16 protein-coding genes and 3 tRNA genes are annotated in these 20,109 nt (G+C 66.6%); 11 read left to right on the top strand and 8 right to left on the bottom strand.

Annotated elements, in window-relative coordinates; genetic code table 11:
- Nucleotide 1: 1 nt before the first annotated feature.
- Nucleotides 2-955, bottom strand: a complete 954-nt coding sequence (hutG, locus tag QF038_RS18130; protein WP_307611932.1) for a formimidoylglutamase — start codon at nucleotides 953-955, stop codon at nucleotides 2-4.
- A 176-nt stretch (nucleotides 956-1,131) separates the two neighbouring features.
- Here hutG and QF038_RS18125 point away from each other — a divergent pair, with 176 nt between their 5' ends.
- On the top strand, nucleotides 1,132-2,436 hold the full coding sequence (locus tag QF038_RS18125; protein WP_307611930.1) for a sodium:proton antiporter: 1,305 nt from the start codon (nucleotides 1,132-1,134) through the stop codon (nucleotides 2,434-2,436).
- 7 nt (nucleotides 2,437-2,443) lie between these two features.
- On the opposite strand, the gene QF038_RS18120 is transcribed toward QF038_RS18125, so the two are convergent.
- Nucleotides 2,444-3,886, bottom strand: coding sequence for an NCS2 family permease (locus tag QF038_RS18120; RefSeq protein WP_307611929.1), 1,443 nt, complete (start codon nucleotides 3,884-3,886; stop codon nucleotides 2,444-2,446).
- A gap of 113 nt (nucleotides 3,887-3,999) precedes the next feature.
- On the opposite strand from QF038_RS18120, the gene QF038_RS18115 reads away from it, so the two are divergent.
- Nucleotides 4,000-4,605 carry a copper resistance CopC family protein gene (locus QF038_RS18115; RefSeq protein WP_307611926.1) on the top strand — a complete coding sequence of 202 codons (606 nt, stop codon included), beginning with the start codon at nucleotides 4,000-4,002 and terminating at the stop codon, nucleotides 4,603-4,605.
- A gap of 3 nt (nucleotides 4,606-4,608) precedes the next feature.
- Here the strand turns inward: QF038_RS18115 and QF038_RS18110 are convergent, their stop codons facing one another.
- The gene (locus QF038_RS18110; protein WP_307611924.1) at nucleotides 4,609-5,244 is read right to left on the bottom strand and encodes an FAD-dependent monooxygenase; all 636 of its coding nucleotides are present in this window, start codon (nucleotides 5,242-5,244) and stop codon (nucleotides 4,609-4,611) included.
- 483 nt (nucleotides 5,245-5,727) lie between these two features.
- Here QF038_RS18110 and QF038_RS18105 point away from each other — a divergent pair, with 483 nt between their 5' ends.
- From QF038_RS18105 to QF038_RS18085, 5 genes are all read left to right on the top strand, one after another.
- Complete coding sequence (locus QF038_RS18105) at nucleotides 5,728-6,765, top strand: universal stress protein (protein WP_307611922.1); 1,038 nt, start codon at nucleotides 5,728-5,730, stop codon at nucleotides 6,763-6,765.
- A gap of 33 nt (nucleotides 6,766-6,798) precedes the next feature.
- On the top strand, nucleotides 6,799-9,585 hold the full coding sequence (locus tag QF038_RS18100; RefSeq protein WP_373461594.1) for a PEP/pyruvate-binding domain-containing protein: 2,787 nt from the start codon (nucleotides 6,799-6,801) through the stop codon (nucleotides 9,583-9,585).
- Between the two features lie 73 nt (nucleotides 9,586-9,658).
- Nucleotides 9,659-10,894 carry a hypothetical protein gene (locus QF038_RS18095; RefSeq protein ID WP_307611920.1) on the top strand — a complete coding sequence of 412 codons (1,236 nt, stop codon included), beginning with the start codon at nucleotides 9,659-9,661 and terminating at the stop codon, nucleotides 10,892-10,894.
- On the top strand, nucleotides 10,891-11,931 hold the full coding sequence (locus QF038_RS18090; RefSeq protein ID WP_307611918.1) for an ABC transporter ATP-binding protein: 1,041 nt from the start codon (nucleotides 10,891-10,893) through the stop codon (nucleotides 11,929-11,931). Before QF038_RS18095 ends, QF038_RS18090 begins: the two co-directional genes overlap by 4 nt.
- A 22-nt stretch (nucleotides 11,932-11,953) precedes the next feature.
- Entirely contained in the window at nucleotides 11,954-12,802 is an 849-nt protein-coding gene (locus QF038_RS18085; protein WP_307611916.1) for an ABC transporter permease, read from the top strand.
- Here the strand turns inward: QF038_RS18085 and QF038_RS22365 are convergent.
- The 5 genes from QF038_RS22365 to QF038_RS18060 all read right to left on the bottom strand — a co-directional run bounded on the left by QF038_RS22365 (nucleotide 12,780) and on the right by QF038_RS18060 (nucleotide 17,113).
- Nucleotides 12,780-13,190 carry a C40 family peptidase gene (locus QF038_RS22365; RefSeq protein WP_373461593.1) on the bottom strand — a complete coding sequence of 137 codons (411 nt, stop codon included), beginning with the start codon at nucleotides 13,188-13,190 and terminating at the stop codon, nucleotides 12,780-12,782. The two genes, QF038_RS18085 and QF038_RS22365, sit on opposite strands and share 23 nt — an antisense overlap.
- Nucleotides 13,191-13,502: 312 nt before the next feature.
- The gene (locus tag QF038_RS18075) at nucleotides 13,503-14,423 is read right to left on the bottom strand and encodes a cation diffusion facilitator family transporter (protein ID WP_307611914.1); all 921 of its coding nucleotides are present in this window, start codon (nucleotides 14,421-14,423) and stop codon (nucleotides 13,503-13,505) included.
- A 10-nt stretch (nucleotides 14,424-14,433) separates the two neighbouring features.
- Entirely contained in the window at nucleotides 14,434-14,898 is a 465-nt protein-coding gene (locus tag QF038_RS18070) for a metallopeptidase family protein (protein ID WP_307611912.1), read from the bottom strand.
- A gap of 9 nt (nucleotides 14,899-14,907) precedes the next feature.
- Nucleotides 14,908-15,966: a DMT family transporter gene (locus QF038_RS18065; protein ID WP_307611910.1), complete on the bottom strand. Its 1,059-nt coding sequence runs from the start codon at nucleotides 15,964-15,966 to the stop codon at nucleotides 14,908-14,910.
- A 103-nt stretch (nucleotides 15,967-16,069) separates the two neighbouring features.
- Nucleotides 16,070-17,113 carry a PHP domain-containing protein gene (locus tag QF038_RS18060; protein ID WP_307611908.1) on the bottom strand — a complete coding sequence of 348 codons (1,044 nt, stop codon included), beginning with the start codon at nucleotides 17,111-17,113 and terminating at the stop codon, nucleotides 16,070-16,072.
- Between the two features lie 164 nt (nucleotides 17,114-17,277).
- Between QF038_RS18060 and QF038_RS18055 the strand changes: the two genes are divergently transcribed.
- The 4 genes from QF038_RS18055 (at nucleotide 17,278) to QF038_RS18040 (ending at nucleotide 20,094) form a co-directional block, all read left to right on the top strand.
- Nucleotides 17,278-17,350, top strand: a tRNA-Glu gene (locus QF038_RS18055).
- Between the two features lie 90 nt (nucleotides 17,351-17,440).
- Nucleotides 17,441-17,514 (top strand) — tRNA-Asp (locus tag QF038_RS18050).
- Nucleotides 17,515-17,562: 48 nt separating this feature from the next.
- A tRNA-Phe gene (locus QF038_RS18045) sits at nucleotides 17,563-17,638 on the top strand.
- Between the two features lie 857 nt (nucleotides 17,639-18,495).
- Nucleotides 18,496-20,094 (top strand): glycoside hydrolase family 68 protein, encoded by a 1,599-nt coding sequence (locus QF038_RS18040; RefSeq protein ID WP_307611906.1) that lies wholly within the window; start codon nucleotides 18,496-18,498, stop codon nucleotides 20,092-20,094.
- The last annotated feature ends 15 nt before the right edge of the window (nucleotides 20,095-20,109 follow it).

The following is a 20,109-nucleotide window of genomic DNA, read 5'->3' as shown; positions in this document are numbered from 1 at the left end:
CTCAGCGCAGCAGGGTGTCGATCAGCCGGGCGGCAACTTTCGCGGTCCGGCCGTCAATATCGAATTCCGGGTTCAGCTCCGCGACGTCAAGATGCAGCAGCTTCCGTGACCGCGCTACCTGGCGGCACACGGCACTGATAACCGGAAGTGGCACCCCGTACGCGGCGGGGGCGCTGACACCGGGCGCCACCGCTGCGGGCAGCACGTCAAGGTCGATGGTCAGGTACAGGACGTCGATGTCCGCGAGGAACCCTGCCACGAATTCCTGCACCCGCTCCGCTCCGCAGTCCTCATCCAGCAGGTACCGCACGCCCAGCTTCCGTGCCGTTTCGAAGAGGGTGCGGGTGTTGTTGGGTTCGGAGATTCCGACGACGGCGTAGCGGAAGTCGCGCCCGGCGGCTGCTTCCGCGCGGGCCATCTGGAGGAATGGTGTGCCGGAACTGGGGACGGGCTCGTCGCGCAGGTCGAAGTGGGCGTCGAGGTTCAGCACGCCCAGCCTCAGGCCCCCCTGGACGGCGGCGGATGCGGCAACACCCGAATAGCTCGCATAGGCGGTTTCGTGGCCGCCGCCCAGCACCACGGTGAGCTGCCCGGCGTCGAGCATTTCCCTCACTGCGCGGCCGGCGCGGTCCTGTCCTGCCTCCAGTTCGGAGCCGGAGACCACCACATCACCGGCGTCCGCCACGGGTCGCTCCAGATGGTACGCCAAGGGGCCCAGGGCGGCGCGAAGGGCAGCCGGGGCGTTGGCTGCACCAACGCGGCCCTTGTTCCGGCGCACCCCCTCGTCACTGCAAAAGCCGAGCAGCGCTGCAGGTTTTGTTCCGCCGCCGGCTGACGGTCCGGCGTCGTACGCTTTTACCGCCTGCCACCAGCGGAGGTGCCCGGCACCGTCGCCATCAAACCGGCCGGTCCAGGGCTGGGGCGGGACGTCGACGGCAGGGGTTGAGGCAGGCATGGTTCAAGCTCACTGCATCCCGGGGTTGAAAACCAGCAACGACGCCGTCGTGGTGTCTGGAATTCAAGAACCTGCCGGCGGAATCCGGAGGGGCTAAGGTGGAGCAATCCCTTCCGGGACCATGCCATCTTGCCGCGCCACGAGGGCGCAATCGACCCAGGCCGGAGAACAGCACCGTGTTTGAAGCCCCCAACATCCTGTTTGCCGCTGCCGGACTGGCTGTGTTCACAGCCGCTGTGCTCCCCAAACTGCTGCGCGACATGCCCTTCTCCATGCCCATGGTTTTCCTCGGGGCGGGCATGGGCGCGTTTGCCCTGATTCCCACCCTTCCGGACCCGGACCCGGTAGCGCACGGCGACTTTGTCCTGCACCTCTCGGAAATTTGCGTGATCATTTCGCTGATGGGCGCCGGGCTGGCGCTGGACCGGCCCGTGGGGCGGCGGCAGTGGTCAACTACCTGGCGCCTGCTGGGGATCGCCATGCCGTTGTGCATCATCGGCCTGACCCTGCTGGGGTTGTGGTTCCTGGGGCTGGGCCTCGGCGCCGCCCTGCTGGTGGCGTCCAGCCTCGCGCCTACGGACCCCGTCCTGGCCTCCGAGGTGCAGGTGGGGGAGCCCGCGGACGACGACGGTGGCACGGACAAGGAGGACGAGGTACGTTTCGGCCTGACCTCCGAAGCCGGGCTTAACGACGGCCTGGCCTTCCCGTTCGTCTACCTCGCCATCGCCATCAGCATTGCCGGGTCATCGCCGTCCGCCTGGTTTCCCGAATGGTTTGGGGTGGACGTGCTGTGGCGGCTCGCCATCGGGCTGCTGCTGGGCTTCCTGACCGGCAAGGTCCTGGCCAGGATCTTCTTCTCCGCGCGGGCCGACAGCCTGCGGGTATCCAACCACTCCGAGGGCTTTGTGGCGCTCGCCGCCACGTTCCTGGCCTATGGTGTCACCGAAGTTGTCGAGGGCTACGGCTTTATCGCCGTGTTTGTCTGCGCCGTGACCATCCACGCCGCCGAGCGCACGCACGGCTACCACCGGGTGCTGCACTCCTACGTGGAGCAGCTCGAACGGCTTCTCACCGTGGTGATCCTGGTCCTGCTGGGCGGCGCGATCGCCCGCGGGCTGCTGGCGGGAATCGGCTGGGCGGAGGTGCTGGTGGCGCTCGCGTTCCTGCTGGTGGTGCGGCCCCTGGCAGGCTGGCTCGGGCTGCTGGGCGGCAAGACCGGCCCGCGGGAACGGATTGCCCTCTCGTTCTTCGGAATCCGCGGAATCGGCTCGCTGTACTACCTGTCCTATGCCCTGGGCAAGGGCCAGTTTGCGGGCCAGGCGGAGTGGCTGTGGGCTTTTGTGGGCCTGGTGGTGGCGCTCTCGATCGTAATCCATGGCGCCACCACCTCACCGCTGATGAACCGGCTGGACCGGCTCCGCATCAAGAAGGCCCGCGCAGTGTCCGGAGATGAGGGGCTGGCCCCCAACACCCCTGTGTAGGCGGTGGCTACATTCCGACGGCGGCCTCGATGGGACCAATCGCGAAGAACAGCAGGAACGCACCGGCCACTGCCCACATCAGGGGGTGGATGTCCTTGACCCGGCCCTGGACGGTGCGGATCAGGACGTAGGCGATGAAGCCGGCGCCGAGTCCGTTCGCGATCGAGTATGTGAACGGCATCAGCGTGAAGGTGAGGAAGGCCGGGATGGCGATGCCCCAGTCCTGCCAGTCGATCTTGCCCACCTGGGACACCATCATGAAGCCCACCACCACCAGGGCCGGAGCCACGGCTTCGAAGGGCACCAGGTTGATGAGCGGGGTGAAGAACATGGCCACGAGGAACAACAGGCCCGTGACGACCGAGGCGATGCCCGTGCGGGCGCCTTCACCGATTCCGGCGCCGGCCTCGACGTAGATCTGGTTGGAGGACACGGACGCGCCGCCGCCGGCGATTGCGCCGAGGGCGTCCACCTGCAGGACGCGGTCGACGTCGGGAATGTTGCCGTGCTCGTCCACCGTGCCGGCCTCATTGGCCAGGCCCACCATGGTGCCCATCGCGTCGAAGAAGATACTGAGCAGGATCACGAAGGCCAGCAGGGTGGCGGCCACAAAGCCGAGGTGCTGGAAGGCACCGAACGGGTTGGCCTTGCCGATCAGGGACAGGTCGGGGGCGGCCCATTCGCTGAAGGTGGGGGCCACCAGGGACCAGCCCTGGGGGTTGAAGGGCTTGCCGGGCTGCACGCTGGGCCCGATGTGTAGCGTCATCTCCACGATCACGGCGATGACGGTGGAGGTGATGATGCCGATCAGGATGGCGCCCTTGATCTTCCGCACCACCAGCGCGATGGTCAGGACCAGGCCAAACACGAACACGGCGGTGGGCCAGCCAAGGAGCTTGCCTTCGAAGCCGAGGCCAACCGGGACGGTGGTGCCGGCCACGTCCGGGATGCGGCGGACGAAGCCTGCGTTGACCAGCCCGATCAGGGCAATGAACAGCCCGATGCCCACCACGATCGCCGTCTTGAGGCCCTCCGGAACTGCCTTGAACACGGCGGTGCGGAACCCGGTGAGGACCAGGATCAGCATGGTGACGCCGGAGATCACCACCAGGCCCATCATGTCGGGCCACGTCAGGCCGGGGTTGGTGGCAACGGTGACCGCCACAAAGGCGTTGACGCCCAGTCCGGTGGCCAGCGCGAAGGGGTGCTTGGCCCAGGCTCCCATGAGGATGGTGAGGATGCCGGCAACAAAAGCCGTGACAGCGGCAACGGCGGGAAACCCGAGGGTGGTGCCGCTTGAGTCCGGGCCGGAGAGGATCAGGGGGTTCAACACCACGATGTAGCTCATGGCGAAGAACGTGGCGAAGCCTCCGCGGATCTCGCGCGAGAGGTTGGAACCGCGCTCGGTGATCATAAAATACCGGTCCAGGGCAGAGCCTTGCTTAAGCATTAGTCCTCCGGGGAAGTCTTTGGGGATACCTGAATCCTATGGTGACTCTGGCGGAGAGCCCGCCAATTTCGCCTAGTCTGTTAGGAAGCCAACACCAAGGGAGCAGTCCAAGCATGGGTTCCATCCGCCGCCAGTTACTGGGCTTTGTGCTCGGGTCCTTCGTTTGCGCCGCCGCCGTCCTGGGCCTGGCCGGTCCGGCCGCCGCCCACGACGCTGCCGAATCCAGCAGCCCCGCCCAGGGCGCCTCGGTGGCCGTAGTGCCGGAGCAGGTGTCAGTAACCTTCAGCAACAACCCGCTCGGGATCGGCTCATCCTTCTCCGTCAAGGACGCCTCGGGCAGGGACTGGGCCGACGGGGCGGTGGAGATCGTGGACAACGTGGCCCGCCAGAAACTCAAGGCCGGTGCCCCGGCCGGGCAGTACACGGTCGCGTGGCGGGTGGTCAGCGCTGACTCGCACCCTATCGAAGGGACGTTCAGCTTCACTGCGGCTGCGGCTGCGGGCGGGGCTGCTCCGGCAGCCGGTACGACGGCGGCGGCAACAGTTCCTGCCATGGGAACCGCCCAGCCGGGACAGACAGCGGCGCCGGAGCCCACGGGCTCCGGTGAGCCGTTCCAATGGAGCATCGTAATCTTTGCCGCTGCCGCGGCGGGGTTGCTTGCCACCCTCGCCGTCCTGGCCCGCCGCAGGCTCACGGCGGGCAGTGATGACGAGCGCTGAGCCCTAACAGGGCAGGATCGCCAGGCTTCCGGTGAAGGCGGACCCAACACTGTCCGGGTTGACCTTGGCGGAAATGGCGTGGCCCACCGTCTTGGCCTGGCGCAGCACCTCCTTAGGTGAAGGGGTGATCAGTTCGCCCACACCCACCATGTAGATGCCGATGGCACGCATGGCAGCGACGACGTTGCGGCCCACGGTGATGCCGAAGTCGTTGATCATCCGCCGCAGCTGGCTGTGGGCGCAGCGCGTCAGCACGATGTGGTCAGCGACCAGGATGCCGCTGGGGGTGTGCACCTCCCACTGCGGAACGGCTGTGCCCCCGGGCAGGCCCTCCACCATGGTCAATTGGACAGCCCTGGTGGTGTTCCGGACATCCACGTCGTGGCTGGCGGCATAGTTGCGGAGGTGGCGCAGGATTTCGTTCCGTTCACGGAGGGTGACGGGGTCCGCTGCATCGCAGCGCTGGAGGGAAGCTGTGTTGGCCGGCTGCGCCGCACCAAGGAGGTCCAGTCCGTCCACCACGATCGAATCAACCCCGCGGCGGCACAGTTCGGCGGCCACGGCCAGGCCGGAGAGGCCTGTGCCAATGATCACAGTGGTGGTCTGCTCGGTCCCGGCGTTCCCAGGCGTGCTTGACACTACAGTTTCCCTCCTTCGAAGATTCGGCAGGTGCAGGCGTCCTCGCCCGCGCGCGTCCCGTTACCCCCAAAGTCCGGCCGCAATGCATGGCCGGGCAGCGCTCACTTCCATGTGCAGCTGACGTCCCGGACCAACAATGTCCTGAAGACTACAGAACAATTCCGGTGCTGGATAGCCCAATCCGGAAACATTCCCCTGCGGGTGAACACGCTTTCCGTGATACCGCCGAAACGGCGGGGCCGGGCTGCCGCGGTGGGCGGACCGGTACCTCGGAAAGCGTGCGGCCCTTGCCGCCGGAAGCCTGTGGATAACCTCCCTTATCCGGCCCTGAACAGGCTTGCTAAGGGACGGTGGACGGAGAATAGTGAGAACCGGAAGCAGGCCCTTCCTGCGCGGCGGCTGCTGCTGAACGGGTGCACGGGGAAGGGTCCGGTTCTGGCAGAATAGCCGCAACATACGGCAGTATCGCGAGGAGGCGGCCCCATGGGCGCACAAGAGTTGCATCCGGACCCGGCACGGGACAACGGTGGTGCTCCTGCCGCTCCCGACGGGATTGTTGTTGGCGTGGACGGCTCGGAACATGGCCAGTGCGCACTGGTCTGGGCGGCCCGGGAAGCCCAGCGCCGCCGCCGCCCCCTGCATATCGTGACCGCGTATTCCGTGCCCATCTTTGCCGCCTCCGGCTTGGACGGCGGATACGCCACTGTGGACGATTCTGTGATCCGCGAGGGCGCGGAAGCCGTGGTCAAGCAGGCGGTGGAGAAGGTTTCCAGGTATGACATCGACGTGAGCGCCTCGGTGGAGAACGGGGATGCCTCGGGTGTGTTGCTGGAGATGTCCCGGACCGCGGAGCTCCTGGTCTTTGGCACCAGGGGCAGGGGCGGATTCGTGGGCAGGCTCCTGGGTTCAGTCAGCAGCGCGCTGCCCGCCCACGCAAAATGCCCCACCGTCACGGTGCCCCTGGTGTGTTCTGATCGTCTGGGCGAAACTACCGAGGACAAGCGGATCAGGGCGGAACAGGCCAAGGCCGGGCACCGGCGCGTGGACAACGTGGTGGTGGTCGGCGTTGACGGCTCGGAGCAGGCCCGGGTTGCGGTCCTTGAAGCCGCGGACCAGGCCGAGCGGCTGGGCGCGTCGCTCCGCGTGGTGTGCGCCGTTCCCCAGTACAGCGGTTCACTGGCCTGGGTTCCCGCCCCCATGGACCGGAAGGCGCTCTTCGCCGACATCCAGGTGACCCTGGACGCCGGCATGGCCTGGCTGAGGAGCCACTACCCCAGCCTTCCCGCGGAAAGCGAACTGCTGGACGGTTCCCCTGTGGATGTGCTGGTGGACGCAAGCCGGCACGTGGAGTTGGTGGTGGTGGGTACGCGCGGCCGCGGCGGCTTCACGGGAATGCTGCTGGGGTCCACCTCGGACGGCGTCCTCCACCACGCGAAGGGCCCCGTGATGGTGGTTCCGGACCGTGAGGACCCGCGGCTGGCCGACAGGGCACGTTTCGGGCCCATCCTCGGCGCAGCCTGATCTCCGGCCCGGCCGCTTCGAACGCGCCACACCATGGCTGCCTACAATCCAGCACAGGCGGGGCAGGATCCGCGCCAGGCCGGCGGGGAGAGCGACCATGCCCTGGTGGTCCGCCTCAGCCACCTCGACGGCAGCATGCTTCCGCTGGTGGGCGGCAAGGCGGCCAATCTTGGTGAACTGATATCGGCAGGGCTGCCGGTGCCGGACGGCTTTTGCCTGACCACCGAGGCATACAAAGAGGCCACCGTCACTGTCCGTGACGGTGGCCTCCGCCAACTCGGTGACCTTCAAAAGGCATTGCAGGGAACCCCCAACCAGGCCGCCGGACTTGCCGCGCTCGCCGGCACTGTACGCGAAGCGATCGTTGGCCTGCAGGTGCCGCCGCACATTGCCGCAGCCGTAGAGCAGGCCTACTCCGCGCTGGGACATGAAACTCCGGTGGCTGTACGCTCCTCCGCCACGGCCGAGGATCTTCCGTTTGCCAGCTTCGCCGGCCAGCAGGACACCTACCTGAACGTCATCGGACCTGGCGCACTCCTGGTGGCCGTGCGGAACTGCTGGGCGTCCCTCTGGACAGACCGTGCGGTGGCCTACCGTGCCGCACTGGGCATTGCGCCCCACGAAGTAGCCCTCGCCGTCGTGATCCAGCGGATGGTTGACGCTGCGGCAGCCGGCGTGATGTTCACCGCCAACCCCCTGACGGGAAGGCGGCGGGAAGCCGTTATTGATGCCGCCCCGGGGCTTGGCGAAGCCGTGGTTTCCGGGGCGGTCAATCCTGACCACTTCGTGGTGGACACGGCAGCACACCGGGTTCTTGAGCGGAAGCTTGGCGATAAGCGGGTTGCCGTCCGGCCCAGGGCGGGCGGTGGAACGGAAACCCACAACGTCCAGGGCGCGGCGGATAATTCGAGCCTGACCGATGGGCAGGCGCTGGAACTCGCCGCGCTGGGCCTGCAGGCGGAGCGGCACTTCGGAGCACCACAGGACACGGAGTGGGCTATCGATACCGGCGGTGCGCTCTGGCTGACGCAGTCCCGGCCCATCACCACCTTGTATCCCTTACCGGAAAGCCGTTCCGCCGCTGACGGGGAAGCCCGGATATACCTTTGCTTCAGCCTCGCCCAGGGACTGACCCGCCCCCTCACCCCCATGGGGCTGGCGTCACTGCGGCTCGTTGGCTCCTCTGTTGCGCGGGCAGCAGGGTTCGACGTCCCTGACCCGCGCCGCGGTCCACCACCCTATGCGGAGGCCGCCCAGCGCATGTACGTCGACGTCACGACGCCCGTCCGGAGCACCGTGGGCCGCCGCATCCTGCCGCGCGTGTTCGACGTCATGGAGGCCCGGTCCGCCACCGTGCTGCGCCAGCTTTTTTCCGACCCCCGATTTTCGGTGACCCGGAAGACCCCGTTCGGACTCCTGCGCCATGTCCTGCCCGCTGCGGTGCGTGCCCGGGCCCCGGAAACCTTGCTCCGCGGGCTGTTGACACCCAAGGCGGCGCTCCGCCGCCTCGACCGGTTCAGCCGGCAGTTCGCCGACGACCTGGAGCTGGATTCAGGAGCCGGCCCCGTGGAACGGCTGGACCACGCCGAGCAGCTCCTTGGAAGCCGGCTTTTTGCGATCGTTCCGGCCATCCTGCCGCTGCCCGCGCTGGGATTCGCCGCGCTGTGGGTTGCGGGCAAGCTGCTGGGCGGGCCTGGCCGCGGGGAAGACCTGCAGAAGGTGCTCCGGGGCCTGCCCCGAAATGTGACCACCGAGATGGACCTTGACCTGTGGCGCCTCGCTGCAGCCATGAAGGTCGAGCGCGAAGCACGGGAGGCCCTGGAGACATGGGAGCCGTCCCGGCTTGCCGCGGATTTCCGGGACGGTAACCTGCCTCCCGTGCTGAATGCAGGCGTGGCGCGGTTCCTGGAACGCTACGGCCACCGGGCGGTGGCGGAGATCGACGTGGGGATGCCGCGGTGGTCCGATGATGCCACGTACATCCTGGGCGTGCTGGCCAACTACCTCCGCCTGGACAATCCGGCCATGGCCCCGGACGCGCAGTTCAGCCGGGCCGAGGCTGAGGCGGAGGCTGCAGTGGACCGGCTCGTTGCCGAAGCCCGGGCGCGCGGCAGGGTGCGGTCCGTGCTTGTTGGCGCGGCCCTGCGGCGTGCCAGGTTGTTCGCTGGTTTGCGGGAATCGCCCAAGTACCAGCTGGTCCTGGGCCTTGCTGAAGTACGGAAGCAGCTGGCGCTCGTGGGAGCCGCGCTGGCTGCAGACGGCCGGCTCGCGAGCGCGGATGACGTCTTCTTCCTCGACTTTGATGAGCTTCGGCAGGCGCTGGGCCACACCAGCGCGACCCCGGCCGGCCGGCAGCGCAACGTACGCGAACTCGTCGTGGAGCGGCGCGTTGCCTATTCGAGCGAACTAGGCAGGCGGCACATTCCCCGGGTCCTGCTCTCAGACGGGACCGAGCCGGAGGTGCTGTATGCCGGCCGTGCTGCTGCGGCGGACGGCGCCCTGACCGGCAGCCCCGCTTCAGCCGGGTCTGTCACAGCTGCCGCCCGGGTCATCCTGGACCCCGTGGGGGCCCATCTGGAACCAGGAGAGATCCTGGTGGCGCCGTCCACCGATCCCGGCTGGACCCCGCTGTTCCTCACCGCCGGCGGCCTGGTGATGGAGATGGGCGGCCCCAACTCCCACGGTGCAGTAGTGGCCCGCGAGTACGGTATCCCTGCCGTGGTGGGAGTCCCGGAGGCCACAGTCCGGCTCGCCACCGGCCAGCACATAACGGTCGACGGCGGTGCGGGAACCGTGGTGCCTGCGCAGCCCCGGGGGTAGCCCGGGCAGGTGTTGCAGGCGTATTCGAGGCGTACCCTTGGACTATGGGCTCCAGCGACGGAGACGATCAGCCATGAACCGGAGTTTCAACCACCGGAGCGACCACGGGACAAGCCTGGAGATCAGGGACCGCGGCGTGAGCCACGTCATCCGCCGCCCCTGGCTGCGCTGGATTCCCGCGGTGGCCGTACCTTCGGTCATCGCCGCCGCGGTGTTGTCGGGAACCCTTCCGGCACGGGCCGGCGACCCCCTGCCGGAGAAAACCCCGGCCGAAGTCATCGCCCTTCTCGCTTCGCCCAAGACGCACACGTTCTCGGGCACCATTGAACAGACCTCGCAGCTGGGGTTGCCGGAGCTCCCCGCTACACCACCCACTTCGGGTCCCGCATCGGCCGACGGCGTGGCTTCAGTTATGGAGTTCCTCACCGGCGAGCATACGGCGCGGGTGTTTATGGACGGCCCCACCAAGGCGCGCATCCAGGTAGTGGACCGGCTCGCCGAGCGGGATATCGTCCGCCATAACAACGACGTCTGGTTCTACTCCTCCAAGGACAACTCAGCCGCGCATCTGACCCTGCCCGCCCACGCCCATGACCTGCCGGTGGCTGAGCCGTCCCAGACTGACACCGGAATGCGGGCCCCCCACACACCGGAGGAACTGGCAGGGAAGTTCCTGGCCATGGCTGACAGCACCACCGCCGTCACCGTCGGTCCGGACGTGGAAACCGCCGGCCGGCGGGCCTACACCCTGCAGTTGGAACCACGCACTGACGGCACCCTCGTAGGCAAAGTAACGGTCGCCGTCGACTCACAGACTGGCATGCCGCTCTCCGTGAAGGTCACTGCGAGGGGAGCCGCAGAGCCTGCCTTCAGCGCTGGATTCACCAGCCTTTCACTGGAAGCGCCGGACGAGGCGCTGTTCAACTTTGCCCCGCCACCGGGCAGCAGGGTCGAAGAGTTGCAGTTCAACCACCCCGTCAACCGGCAGCCCGGTCAAGGATTCCCCGAGACGCCGGGAACGTATATCACTCCTGACCGCCTGGCAGAGAACATCCAGGACCACGCCCGGCATTACATGTCCGGGTCCGGCTGGGAAACGGTAGCGGAAGTTCCGGCGGAAAGCGGCGCAGGCTCAAGGCTCAATGCCCTGCTGACCCGCAATCCGCTGCTGGCCCATGCCGCCGTCGCCGTTCCTGGCGGTCGGCTGATTTCCACTGCACTTTTCAACGTCCTGCTCACTGACGACGGCCGGATCTTCGCGGGAATGGTCCCGCCGGAGAGGCTGCAAGCCGCTTCCACGGCCCCGTGACCGGGGCCGCGCAGGGCCCCGGATCGTGGACGAACGGCCTGACCATCGAGACACAGGGGCTGACAAAGCGGTTCGGGCAGCAGTTGGCCGTGGACGGCCTGGACATGGCTGTGCCCCAGGGAGCGGTTTTTGGTTTCCTTGGCCCCAACGGCTCGGGCAAGACCACCACCATCCGGATGCTGCTCGGCCTCGCTGCCGCGTCCGCGGGGAGCGTCCGGCTGCTCGGGATGGAGATGCCCGGCCGGTTCCAGGACGTCCTTCCCCATGTAGGGGCTTTGGTGGAGGGCCCGGCCTTCTATCCGTTCCTCTCCGGTACCGCGAACCTCCACCGTCTCGACGCCGCCACCCGGCATACTGCCCCCGCAACCCGAAAGGCCCGGGTCAATCAGGCGCTGGAAAGGGTGGGCCTCGGGCATGCGGCCGGCAAGCGGGTCCATGCCTATTCCCTTGGCATGAAGCAGCGGCTGGGCATCGCCAACGCCCTGCTCTCGCCCCGCGAACTGCTGGTCCTCGATGAGCCCACCAACGGGCTGGACCCGCAAGGCACCCGGGAAGTGCGGAACCTGGTCCGTTCCCTCGCGGCCGACGGAACCACCGTTTTTGTGTCCAGCCACCTGTTGGCCGAAGTGGAACAGATCTGTACCCATGCGGCAGTCATGAGTGCGGGCCGGCTGGTGGCCCAGGGGCCGCTTCCGGAACTGCGCCGCTCCGGAACTGTCCGCATCCGCTTGCTGACGCCAGATGCCACGGCCGCTATGGCAGTTCTCGCCCGCCTGGGGCTGGCGCCGGAGGAGGCGGCAGCGCAGCAGGACGGCCAGGTGGTGACGGCGGCGCTGGACGCACCCGGTCAGGGCATTTCCCCGGGAAGCACTGCGTCCCCGGGAAGCACTGCGTCCCCTGGTAGCACCGCGCCGGAGGATATTGTGGCCCGGCTCGTGGACGCAGGCGTCCGGGTCCGGGGGTTCGCCGTGGAACGCGAAAGCCTTGAGGACCGGTTTGTCGCCTTGACGGGGGAGGGGTTCGACGTTGCCCAGTAGCGCCCATTCTGAGAGCGCCCGATTGACCAGGACGACGGCGGTGGCGGCGCCGCGTGGATCGGGGCTTTCCCTCCTGCGTTCGGAACTCCGGGTGCTGTTTGGGCGCCGGCGCACCTGGGCGCTGTTGCTGGCACTCGCGGCGATCCCGGTGTTGATAGCGGTGGCCGTGCGGATTTCGTCAGCGGTTCCTGCCGGACGGGGGCCGGCGTTCCTGGACCGCATCACGCAGAACGGTCTATTCGTGGCCTTTACCGCCATGCTGGTGTCCGTTCCTTTGTTCCTGCCGCTCACAGTGGGAGTGGTGGCAGGGGACGCCATCGCGGGCGAAGCCAGCCTGGGAACGTTGAGGTACCTGCTGGTTGCCCCGACGGGCCGGGTGCGGCTGCTTTTGGTCAAGTATGCGGCAGCATTGGCATTCTGCCTTGCTGCGCCCCTCACCGTTGGATTGGCGGGCGCCGCGATCGGGGCGGCACTTTTTCCTGTTGGTCCTGTGACGTTGCTGTCAGGGGACGTCATCGGGCCTCCGGAAGCCGCGGTGCGCATCCTGCTGATCGCCGCGTACCTCGCGGTCTCCCTGGCCGGGCTTTCCGCGGTGGGGTTGTTCCTGTCCACGCTCACGGTGGTCCCCGTGGGCGCCATGGCCGCCACAGTGGTGGTCTCCGTGGTGTCCCAGGTCCTTGACCAGTTGCCGCAGCTGGAGTGGTTGCACCCGTGGCTTTTCAGCCACTACTGGCTCGGCTTTGGGGACCTGCTGCGCCAGCCCGTGTTGTGGGACTCGTTTGTGGACAACGCGTGGCTCCAGGCGGGCTACGTGGCCGTGTTCGGCGCGCTCGCCTATGGCCGGTTTGTCACCAAGGACGTCCTGAGCTGACCTTCAACGCGGCCGTAGGCTGGCTGCCCGACGGCATGGGGTCAGTAGCGGGCGGCGTAGGAATAGAGCTCCATGCTGCCATGGCGCTCAGCGGGGTCACGCCGATACCCTCCTGGGGGTTGAGCGCCTGCACCACCTGGCCGTTGCCGAGGTAAATGGCAACGTGGTAGAAGTTCGACGGCGAGCCCCACACGAGCAGGTCGCCCCGCCGTGCCTGCGAGATGGGTACGTGGACCGGAGCGGCTGCATACTGCTGGCCGGCGGTGCGCGGCAGGTATTTTCCGGCCGCAGCAAAGGATGCCTGCACCAGGCCCGAACAGTCGAAGCCGTAGGGGCCGGTGCCACCGTATTGGTAGTAGTAGGGAGCGCCCACCTTGCTGAGCGCCACTGAGATGGCTGCCTCATAGGTCCCGCTGCCGGTCGTGGGTGCTGGAGCGGGCGCAGGTGACGGGGCTGGTGCTGGGGCGGGGGCCGGAGCTGGTGCGGGTGCCGGAGCAGGCGCGGGTGCGGGTGCCGGAGCCGCCGGAGCAGGAGCGGCAGGTGCAGGAGCGGGTGCTGGCGGAGCGGGTGCCGCTGCGGGCGGTACGGGGCCAGCCGGGGCAGGAACATCCGGCGTGTCGCGAGGAGGGGGCCAGTGCTCCGTGCCGGGAAGGCGCCGGGAGCGCTAACCATGCAACCGCCGCGCAAGAAACAAGCCGGTCTACGCGTGCTGGTGCGCTTCGTGTTCGGAGTGCGTGGCCGGTTCAAGCTGGAAGGTGCAGTGGTCGGTATCAAAGTGCGAGCCCAGGCAGGTGACCAGCTTGTCCAGCAGCTGGTCCGCGCCCCGCGCGGTCAACACGCCGTCCTCCACCACAACGTGGGCCGAAAAGACGGGGACACCGGACGTGATGGTCCAGATGTGGATATCGTGCACGTCCGAGACGCCCTCGACGGACAGTATGTGTTCCCGGATCATCTGGACTTCCACGCCTTTGGGGGTGGCTTCCAGCAGTACATCCACAACATCGCGCAGAAGGCTCCAGGCGCGGGGCAGGATCAGCAGGGCGATCAGCACGGAGGCGATGGTATCCGCGGCCTGGAATCCGGTAACCATGATGACCACGGCGGCGGCAATAACGGCGAAGGAGCCCAGCAGGTCACCAAGGACTTCGAGGTAGGCGCCGCGGACATTAAGGCTTTCCTGATGCCCGCCCCTCAGTATCAGCAGTGACACCAGGTTCGCGGCGGCACCCAGGATTGCGGCGAAGAGCATAATGTCCGTCTGCACCTCGGGTGCCGTCCCGATCCGCCGGATGGCTTCGGTAAAGATCACCACTGAGATCACGATCAGGATCACTGCGTTGGCCAGCGCGGCAAGCACCTCGGCGCGCTGGTACCCGTAGGTCCGCTGGTCGCTCGCAGGTTGGCCGGCAATCCAGGCCGCGAGCAGCGCAATGGTCACGCCGGCAGCATCCGACAGCATATGCCCGGCATCAGCCAGCAGGGACAGCGACCCCGAGAGGGCGGCACCCACCACCTGGACCAGCACCACGGCAAGAGTGATGGCGAGGACGGCCACCAGCCGGTTGCGGTGCCGGCCTGTTCCGGTGACCCCATGCGTATGGCTGTGGTTGTGTCCCATGCCTACAAGGCTAGCCCCAGCCAAGCTCGTGCAGCCGGGCATCATCAATTCCGAAGTGGTGGGCGATCTCGTGGACCACCGTGACCGCCACTTCGTGGATCACGTCCTCGCGCGATTCGCAGATTTCCAGGATGGGTTCGCGGAATATCGTGATGCGGTCCGGCAGCGAGCCGGCGTCCCACCACGAATCCCGTTCGGTCAGCGGCACGCCCTCGTACAGTCCCAGCAGGACGGTATCCGGGTCCTCCCCGGGCGGGGGCACATAGTCGTCCTCAATGAACACCGCCACGTTGTCCATGGCCTGGGCCAATTTGCCGGGGATGCTGTCCAGTGCGTCCCGGACGGCGGCCTCGAACTCATCCGGCGACATGCTGAACGCCTGCGTCGGGAAGTGGTGGGCAGGCGTGGCGGCGTGCAGGGGCTCGCTGGGCCCTTCGGGAATGATGGGAAGGCCCGGCGGCAGGCTGGCTGGCATACTCCGACTCTAGCCGGAAGGGCTCCCCTTGGCCCCTGGTCCCACAGCAGCCTCCCCGGCAGCTGGTCCCGCCGTGTGCCCGGCAGTTGCGCCTGCAGGGTGCCTTGGAGCATCCTTCGGGCGCATTGGCCGGGACCTGCGCCGGGTCAGTCCCACACCCGCCAGGCAGACCAGGCCGCCCACCAGGCCCAACGCCGTAGGGATCTCGCCGAGGAGGAACCAGGAGATCAGGATGGTGGTGCCGGGCACCAGATAGGTGGTGGCGGCGAGCTTGCCGGCATCGATTAAGGAAAGCGCATAGGCCCAGGTGGTGAAGGCAATCGCCGTGGGAAAGACCCCGAGATACACCAGTCCCAGCGTCGCCCCTGCGGGTGCGGCCTGTACTTCGGCAACCAGTTGGCCGGTGAAGGGCAGGCAGCACAACGCGCCCACCAGTATCCCGAACCAGGTTGCCTGGGCAGCGGGAAACTTCCGCAGTACAGGCTTCTGGATGATGACGCTGACTGCGGCGAGCACGGCGGCAAGGAGGCAGAGCAGCACACCCGCAACATCCGCCGTCGGACTTTCCCCCGCCCGTGACGGCTGTCCGGAACCGAAAGCGATAAGCGCCACTCCGGCGAAGGCAACCACGCTTCCGACGATGAGCCAGCGCGGAAAGCCTTCCTTGAGGAAGATCCCGGCCATCACGGCCACCAGGATGGGGTTCACGTTGATGAGCAGGGCGCTGGTGCCGGCGTCCAGCACATGTTCCGCTGCATTGAGCGCCACGTTATAGCCGCCGAACCACATGGCTCCGTAGGCGAGGATGGGCCACCACTCGCGGCCCTTGGGAAGGAGCCGGCTCTTCAGCAATTGCGGCAGGACCAGAACGGACAGTAAGACGGCGGCAACCGCCAACCTGCCCAGCGTCAGGGAGCCGGGGGAGAAGTGGGGGCCGATGGCCCGGATGCCCACGAAGGCGGACGCCCACAGCACCACGGTAGTAACCATGGCTGCCACCCCGAGGGCCCTGACCCTTGATGGACGCGGCGGGGGAACGCTTGTGCTGACGGGGGTGGTTGATGGCATGCTGCCAATGTATCCGTGAACGCGGACAGCAGGCTGGCGGAAATCGGCCACGTCTAGCGAAGATCCTGCCAAAAAGCTGCAGGGCCGGCGCGCTGCAGTGCGGCTAGGCCGATCCCGCCCATTCCAGCAGCCGCTCCACGGGCCAGGTGGTGATGATCCGCTCGGCGGGCACACCGTTGCGCTCAGCGCGTTCGGCACCGTACTGCAGGAAGTCCAGCTGGCCCGGCGCGTGGGCGTCGCTGTCGATCGAGAACAGGCAGCCGGCGTCCAGCGCCAGCTGGATCAGCGCGTCCGGCGGGTCCTGGCGCTCGGGCCGGGAGTTGATCTCCACGGCCACGTTGTATTCGGCGCAGGCTGCGAACACCTCCTTCGCATCGAAGTCCGACGGCGGCCGCGTTCCCCGCGATCCCTCCACCAGGCGGCCGGTGCAGTGGCCAAGCACGTTGGTGTGCGGGTCCTGGATACCGCCCAGCATGCGCTTGGTCATGGTTTTCGAATCGGCTCGAAGCTTGGAATGGACGCTCGCCACCACGATGTTCAGGCGCTCCAGGAGTTCCGGATCCTGGTCCAGCTCCCCGGACTCGAGGATGTCCACTTCGATGCCTGTCAGCAGTTGTGCTTTGTGGTCCTGCTGTCCGTCCAGGCTTGGGTGGTCTCCGGCATTGATGGCCTCCACCACGTCCAGCTGCTGGAGGAGGCGTTCGGCCGAGAGCCCGTTCGCGATGGTGAGGTTGGGGGAGTGGTCCGTCAGCGCCAGGTATTCCCTCCCCAGTACCCCGGCGGCCGCAACCATGAGCTCAATGGGGGATCCGCCGTCGGACCACTCACTGTGGCTGTGGAGATCACCCCGCAGCGCCTCCCGGATAGTGGAGCCGCCCGCAGCCAGCGGCAGGGCGCCCTTTTCCCGGAGATCGGCGAGGTAGTCCGGAACCTGGCCGTCCACAGCTTCGCGGATGACCTGGTAGGTCCGGTCGCCGATGCCCTTCATGGATTTCAGCCGGCCACTCTGGACCCGGGCCGCCACTTCCTCCGGCGTGAGCGGGGCGATCGCCGCCGCCGCTTTGCGGAAGGCCTGGACCTTGAAGGTGGCAACGCGCCCGCGCTCCAGCCAGAAGGCAATCTCGTTGAGTGCTGCAACGGCATCCATCAGTCCATCTTCACCTGTTCTTCCCGCTCTGGACGGGTGTTTTGGCCGATTTTGGATTATTCCTGAGTAGGCCCTATAGTTTTAGAGTCCAGTTCGGAGAAACGCGAAAGACAAAGACGGAAAGCCTCGCTTGACGCCTTTTATTTTGTTCCGAACGGGTTCTGGCCCCCATCGTCTAGCGGCCTAGGACACCGCCCTTTCACGGCGGCGGCACGGGTTCGAATCCCGTTGGGGGTACGCAAGGAACTGGTCAAACAGGCAGAAAATGTCTGGTAGGCTGGAAGCCTTGAAAAAAGCGGTAGAGATACTGTGAAGCAAGAAACGCAAGGCCCTGTAGCGCAGTTGGTTAGCGCGCCGCCCTGTCACGGCGGAGGTCGCGGGTTCAAGTCCCGTCAGGGTCGCTCTGATTGTTGGAAGCAATTCCGGCTCTCATGGTGACTAGTCACCTAGGCTCTGTAGCTCAGTTGGTAGAGCGTTCGACTGAAAATCGAAAGGTCACCGGATCGACGCCGGTCGGAGCCACCACTGGGAAGCATCAGTTCTTCGGAACTGGTGCTTTTCTTCTTTAACGCGGCAGCCGCGTGAATACAGGGGTTAGCGGCCAAAATGTGGGGTTAGCGGCCCTGAATCCAGCAGCAGCCTGGCTTGAATCCCGTGCCCGGCATTATTTCGCAGTGAGCCCCGCCAGACTCCTGGTCTTGTTCGCAAATCCTTGCCTTGATGGTTCTGACCCGCGAATAAGAGTGCAAGTCCGTTCCGTTCGTCATATCGAGGGGCCAGGTGCTGCGCTTGCCCAGGCTCCCGCCCTGCCCGCGTCCTGCCCGGCCCGCGTCGTGCCCTAACCACGTCCTGCCCGGCCCGCAGCCGGGGCCGCCCTCCCCGCAGGGACCCGTGGCGTCGCACCCGGTTCCGGACAAAACACCGTGGCGTGGGCAGGGGAATTGCCCGGATGCGGGTGCTAAGTGGAGTACGTCTCGTCAATCCAGGTGCGATTGGCCACATTCCTGCCGGGCTTGGGTGTGCCCCCGCAAACCTAATCACGAAAAATTGGACTGACCTTTGAAACATTTGACTCGAGCCAAACCGTTGTGGCACGCGCGCGCCTTGGGCAATGTAAGCGCTTGCGCAGTTGAGTGCCAGACCCAGAATCCGGACATGAAACACGTTTTGAAATGCGCGGCGGAAGCTGCCTAGCGTGGAGAGCGGCCAGGAAAGCACCACGCTCCTGGGCCAACTTCTACGGGGACCACCCAACCCCGTTCCCCTCGATACAAAGGTGTCCCCCATAACGCCTGCAGTGTTGTTGGGGCCGCCGGAGTTCGAAGGACCAGGGCACCAGCCCGTCTTCCACGAACAGTTTCAACTCCGCGAGAAGAGCAAAAATGCACAAGCACCCCCAAACCCCCCGGTTGCTGCGGTGGCGTCCTGCCGCCGCAGCGCTGGCGACGGCCGTAGCGGCCTCGGCCTTCCTGGCCGTTCCTTCCGCACTGGCCAATGAGCCGGCGGATCCGCCGGCCAGCCAGCAACTGCCGGCCCCGACCCCCGGCTTCGCGCTCCCCACGGAACACACGCAGCAGGCCTTCGACCCGGCGTCGGACTTCACGTCCAAGTGGACCCGCGCCGACGCCCAGCAGATCATGGCCCAGAGCGATCCCACCGTCGCACCCGGCCAGAACTCCATGAGCCCTGATGTCTCCATGCCTGAAATCCCCGAGGATTTCCCCGCCATGAATGACGACGTCTGGGTCTGGGACACCTGGTCCCTGACGGACGAGAACGCCAACCAGATCAGCTACAAGGGCTGGGACGTCGTCTTCTCCCTGGTAGCCGACCGCCACGCCGGCTACGGCTTCGACCAGCGCCACTGGAACGCCCGCATCGGCTACTTCTTCCGCAAGACCAACGCTGATCCGGTCAAGGACAAGTGGAACTACGGCGGACACCTGTTCCTGGACAACACCTCTATCGGCAACACCGAGTGGTCCGGCTCCACCCGCCTGATGCAGGGCAACCACGTGAACGTGTTCTACACCGCCACCACGTTCCATGACGTGGCCGAGCGCAACGCAGGCGGCGGCGGCATCGCCCCGGACGCTGCCATCGCCAAGGCCCTGGGCAACATCCACGCCGACCAGAACGGCGTCACCTTCGACGGCTTCGAGCACACCAAGCTGCTGGAGCCGGACGGAAAGATGTACCAGACCAAGGCCCAGAACCCGGGCTTCGCCTTCCGCGACCCGTACACCTTTGCCGATCCCGCCCACCCGGGCAAGACCTTTATGGTCTTCGAGGGCAACACCGCCGGGAACCGCGGCGAATACCAGTGCAAGGGCGAGGACCTGGGTTACCAGCCCGGCGACCCGCATGCCGAAAACGTCAATGACGTCCAGAACAGCGGCGCGCACTACCAGACCGCCAACGTGGGCCTGGCCGTGGCGGACAACAAGGACCTGACCAAGTGGTCCTTCCTGCCGCCCGTCCTCTCCGCCAACTGCGTGAACGATCAGACTGAGCGCCCGCAGATCTTCATCCAGAACGAAAACGGCAAGAACAAGTACTACCTGTACACAATCAGCCACCAGTTCACCTACGCGGCAGGCATGCGCGGCCCCGACGGTGTCTACGGCTTCGTGGGCGACGGCGTCCGTTCCGACTTCCAGCCGGTCAACAACAGCGGCCTGGCCCTCGGTTCCCCGACCGACCTGAACCTGCCGGCAAACAACCCGAGCGGGACCATCTCCGGCCAGCAGAACGGCCGGCAGTTCCAGGCCTACTCGCACTACGTGCAGCCGGGCGGCCTGGTGCAGTCCTTCATCGACAACGTCAACGGGGTTCGCGGCGGGTCGCTTTCCCCGACCGTCAAGATCAATTTCAAGAACGGCGTGACCCAGGTTGACCGCAGCTTCGGCCAGAACGGCCTTGGCCCCTTCGGCTACCTGCCTACCAACGTCAAGGTTGGCGGCGAAGGCCTCTACAAATAGACTGCGGCACCTGCC

This window comes from Pseudarthrobacter sp. W1I19, assembly GCF_030817835.1.
GTDB lineage: Bacteria > Actinomycetota > Actinomycetes > Actinomycetales > Micrococcaceae > Arthrobacter.
This window is presented reverse-complemented; position numbering and strand designations above follow the sequence as displayed.

Coding starts and splice junctions, on each gene's coding strand:
- QF038_RS18115 (WP_307611926.1), top strand. CDS start 4,000: ATGGGTTCCATCCGCCGCCAGTTACTGGGCTTTGTGCTCGGGTCCTTC.
- QF038_RS18040 (WP_307611906.1), top strand. CDS start 18,496: ATGCACAAGCACCCCCAAACCCCCCGGTTGCTGCGGTGGCGTCCTGCC.
- QF038_RS18070 (WP_307611912.1), bottom strand. CDS start 14,898: ATGCCAGCCAGCCTGCCGCCGGGCCTTCCCATCATTCCCGAAGGGCCC.
- QF038_RS18060 (WP_307611908.1), bottom strand. CDS start 17,113: ATGGATGCCGTTGCAGCACTCAACGAGATTGCCTTCTGGCTGGAGCGC.
- QF038_RS18120 (WP_307611929.1), bottom strand. CDS start 3,886: ATGCTTAAGCAAGGCTCTGCCCTGGACCGGTATTTTATGATCACCGAG.
- hutG (WP_307611932.1), bottom strand. CDS start 955: ATGCCTGCCTCAACCCCTGCCGTCGACGTCCCGCCCCAGCCCTGGACC.
- QF038_RS18105 (WP_307611922.1), top strand. CDS start 5,728: ATGGGCGCACAAGAGTTGCATCCGGACCCGGCACGGGACAACGGTGGT.
- QF038_RS18065 (WP_307611910.1), bottom strand. CDS start 15,966: ATGCCATCAACCACCCCCGTCAGCACAAGCGTTCCCCCGCCGCGTCCA.
- QF038_RS18075 (WP_307611914.1), bottom strand. CDS start 14,423: ATGGGACACAACCACAGCCATACGCATGGGGTCACCGGAACAGGCCGG.
- QF038_RS18095 (WP_307611920.1), top strand. CDS start 9,659: ATGAACCGGAGTTTCAACCACCGGAGCGACCACGGGACAAGCCTGGAG.
- QF038_RS18100 (WP_373461594.1), top strand. CDS start 6,799: ATGGCTGCCTACAATCCAGCACAGGCGGGGCAGGATCCGCGCCAGGCC.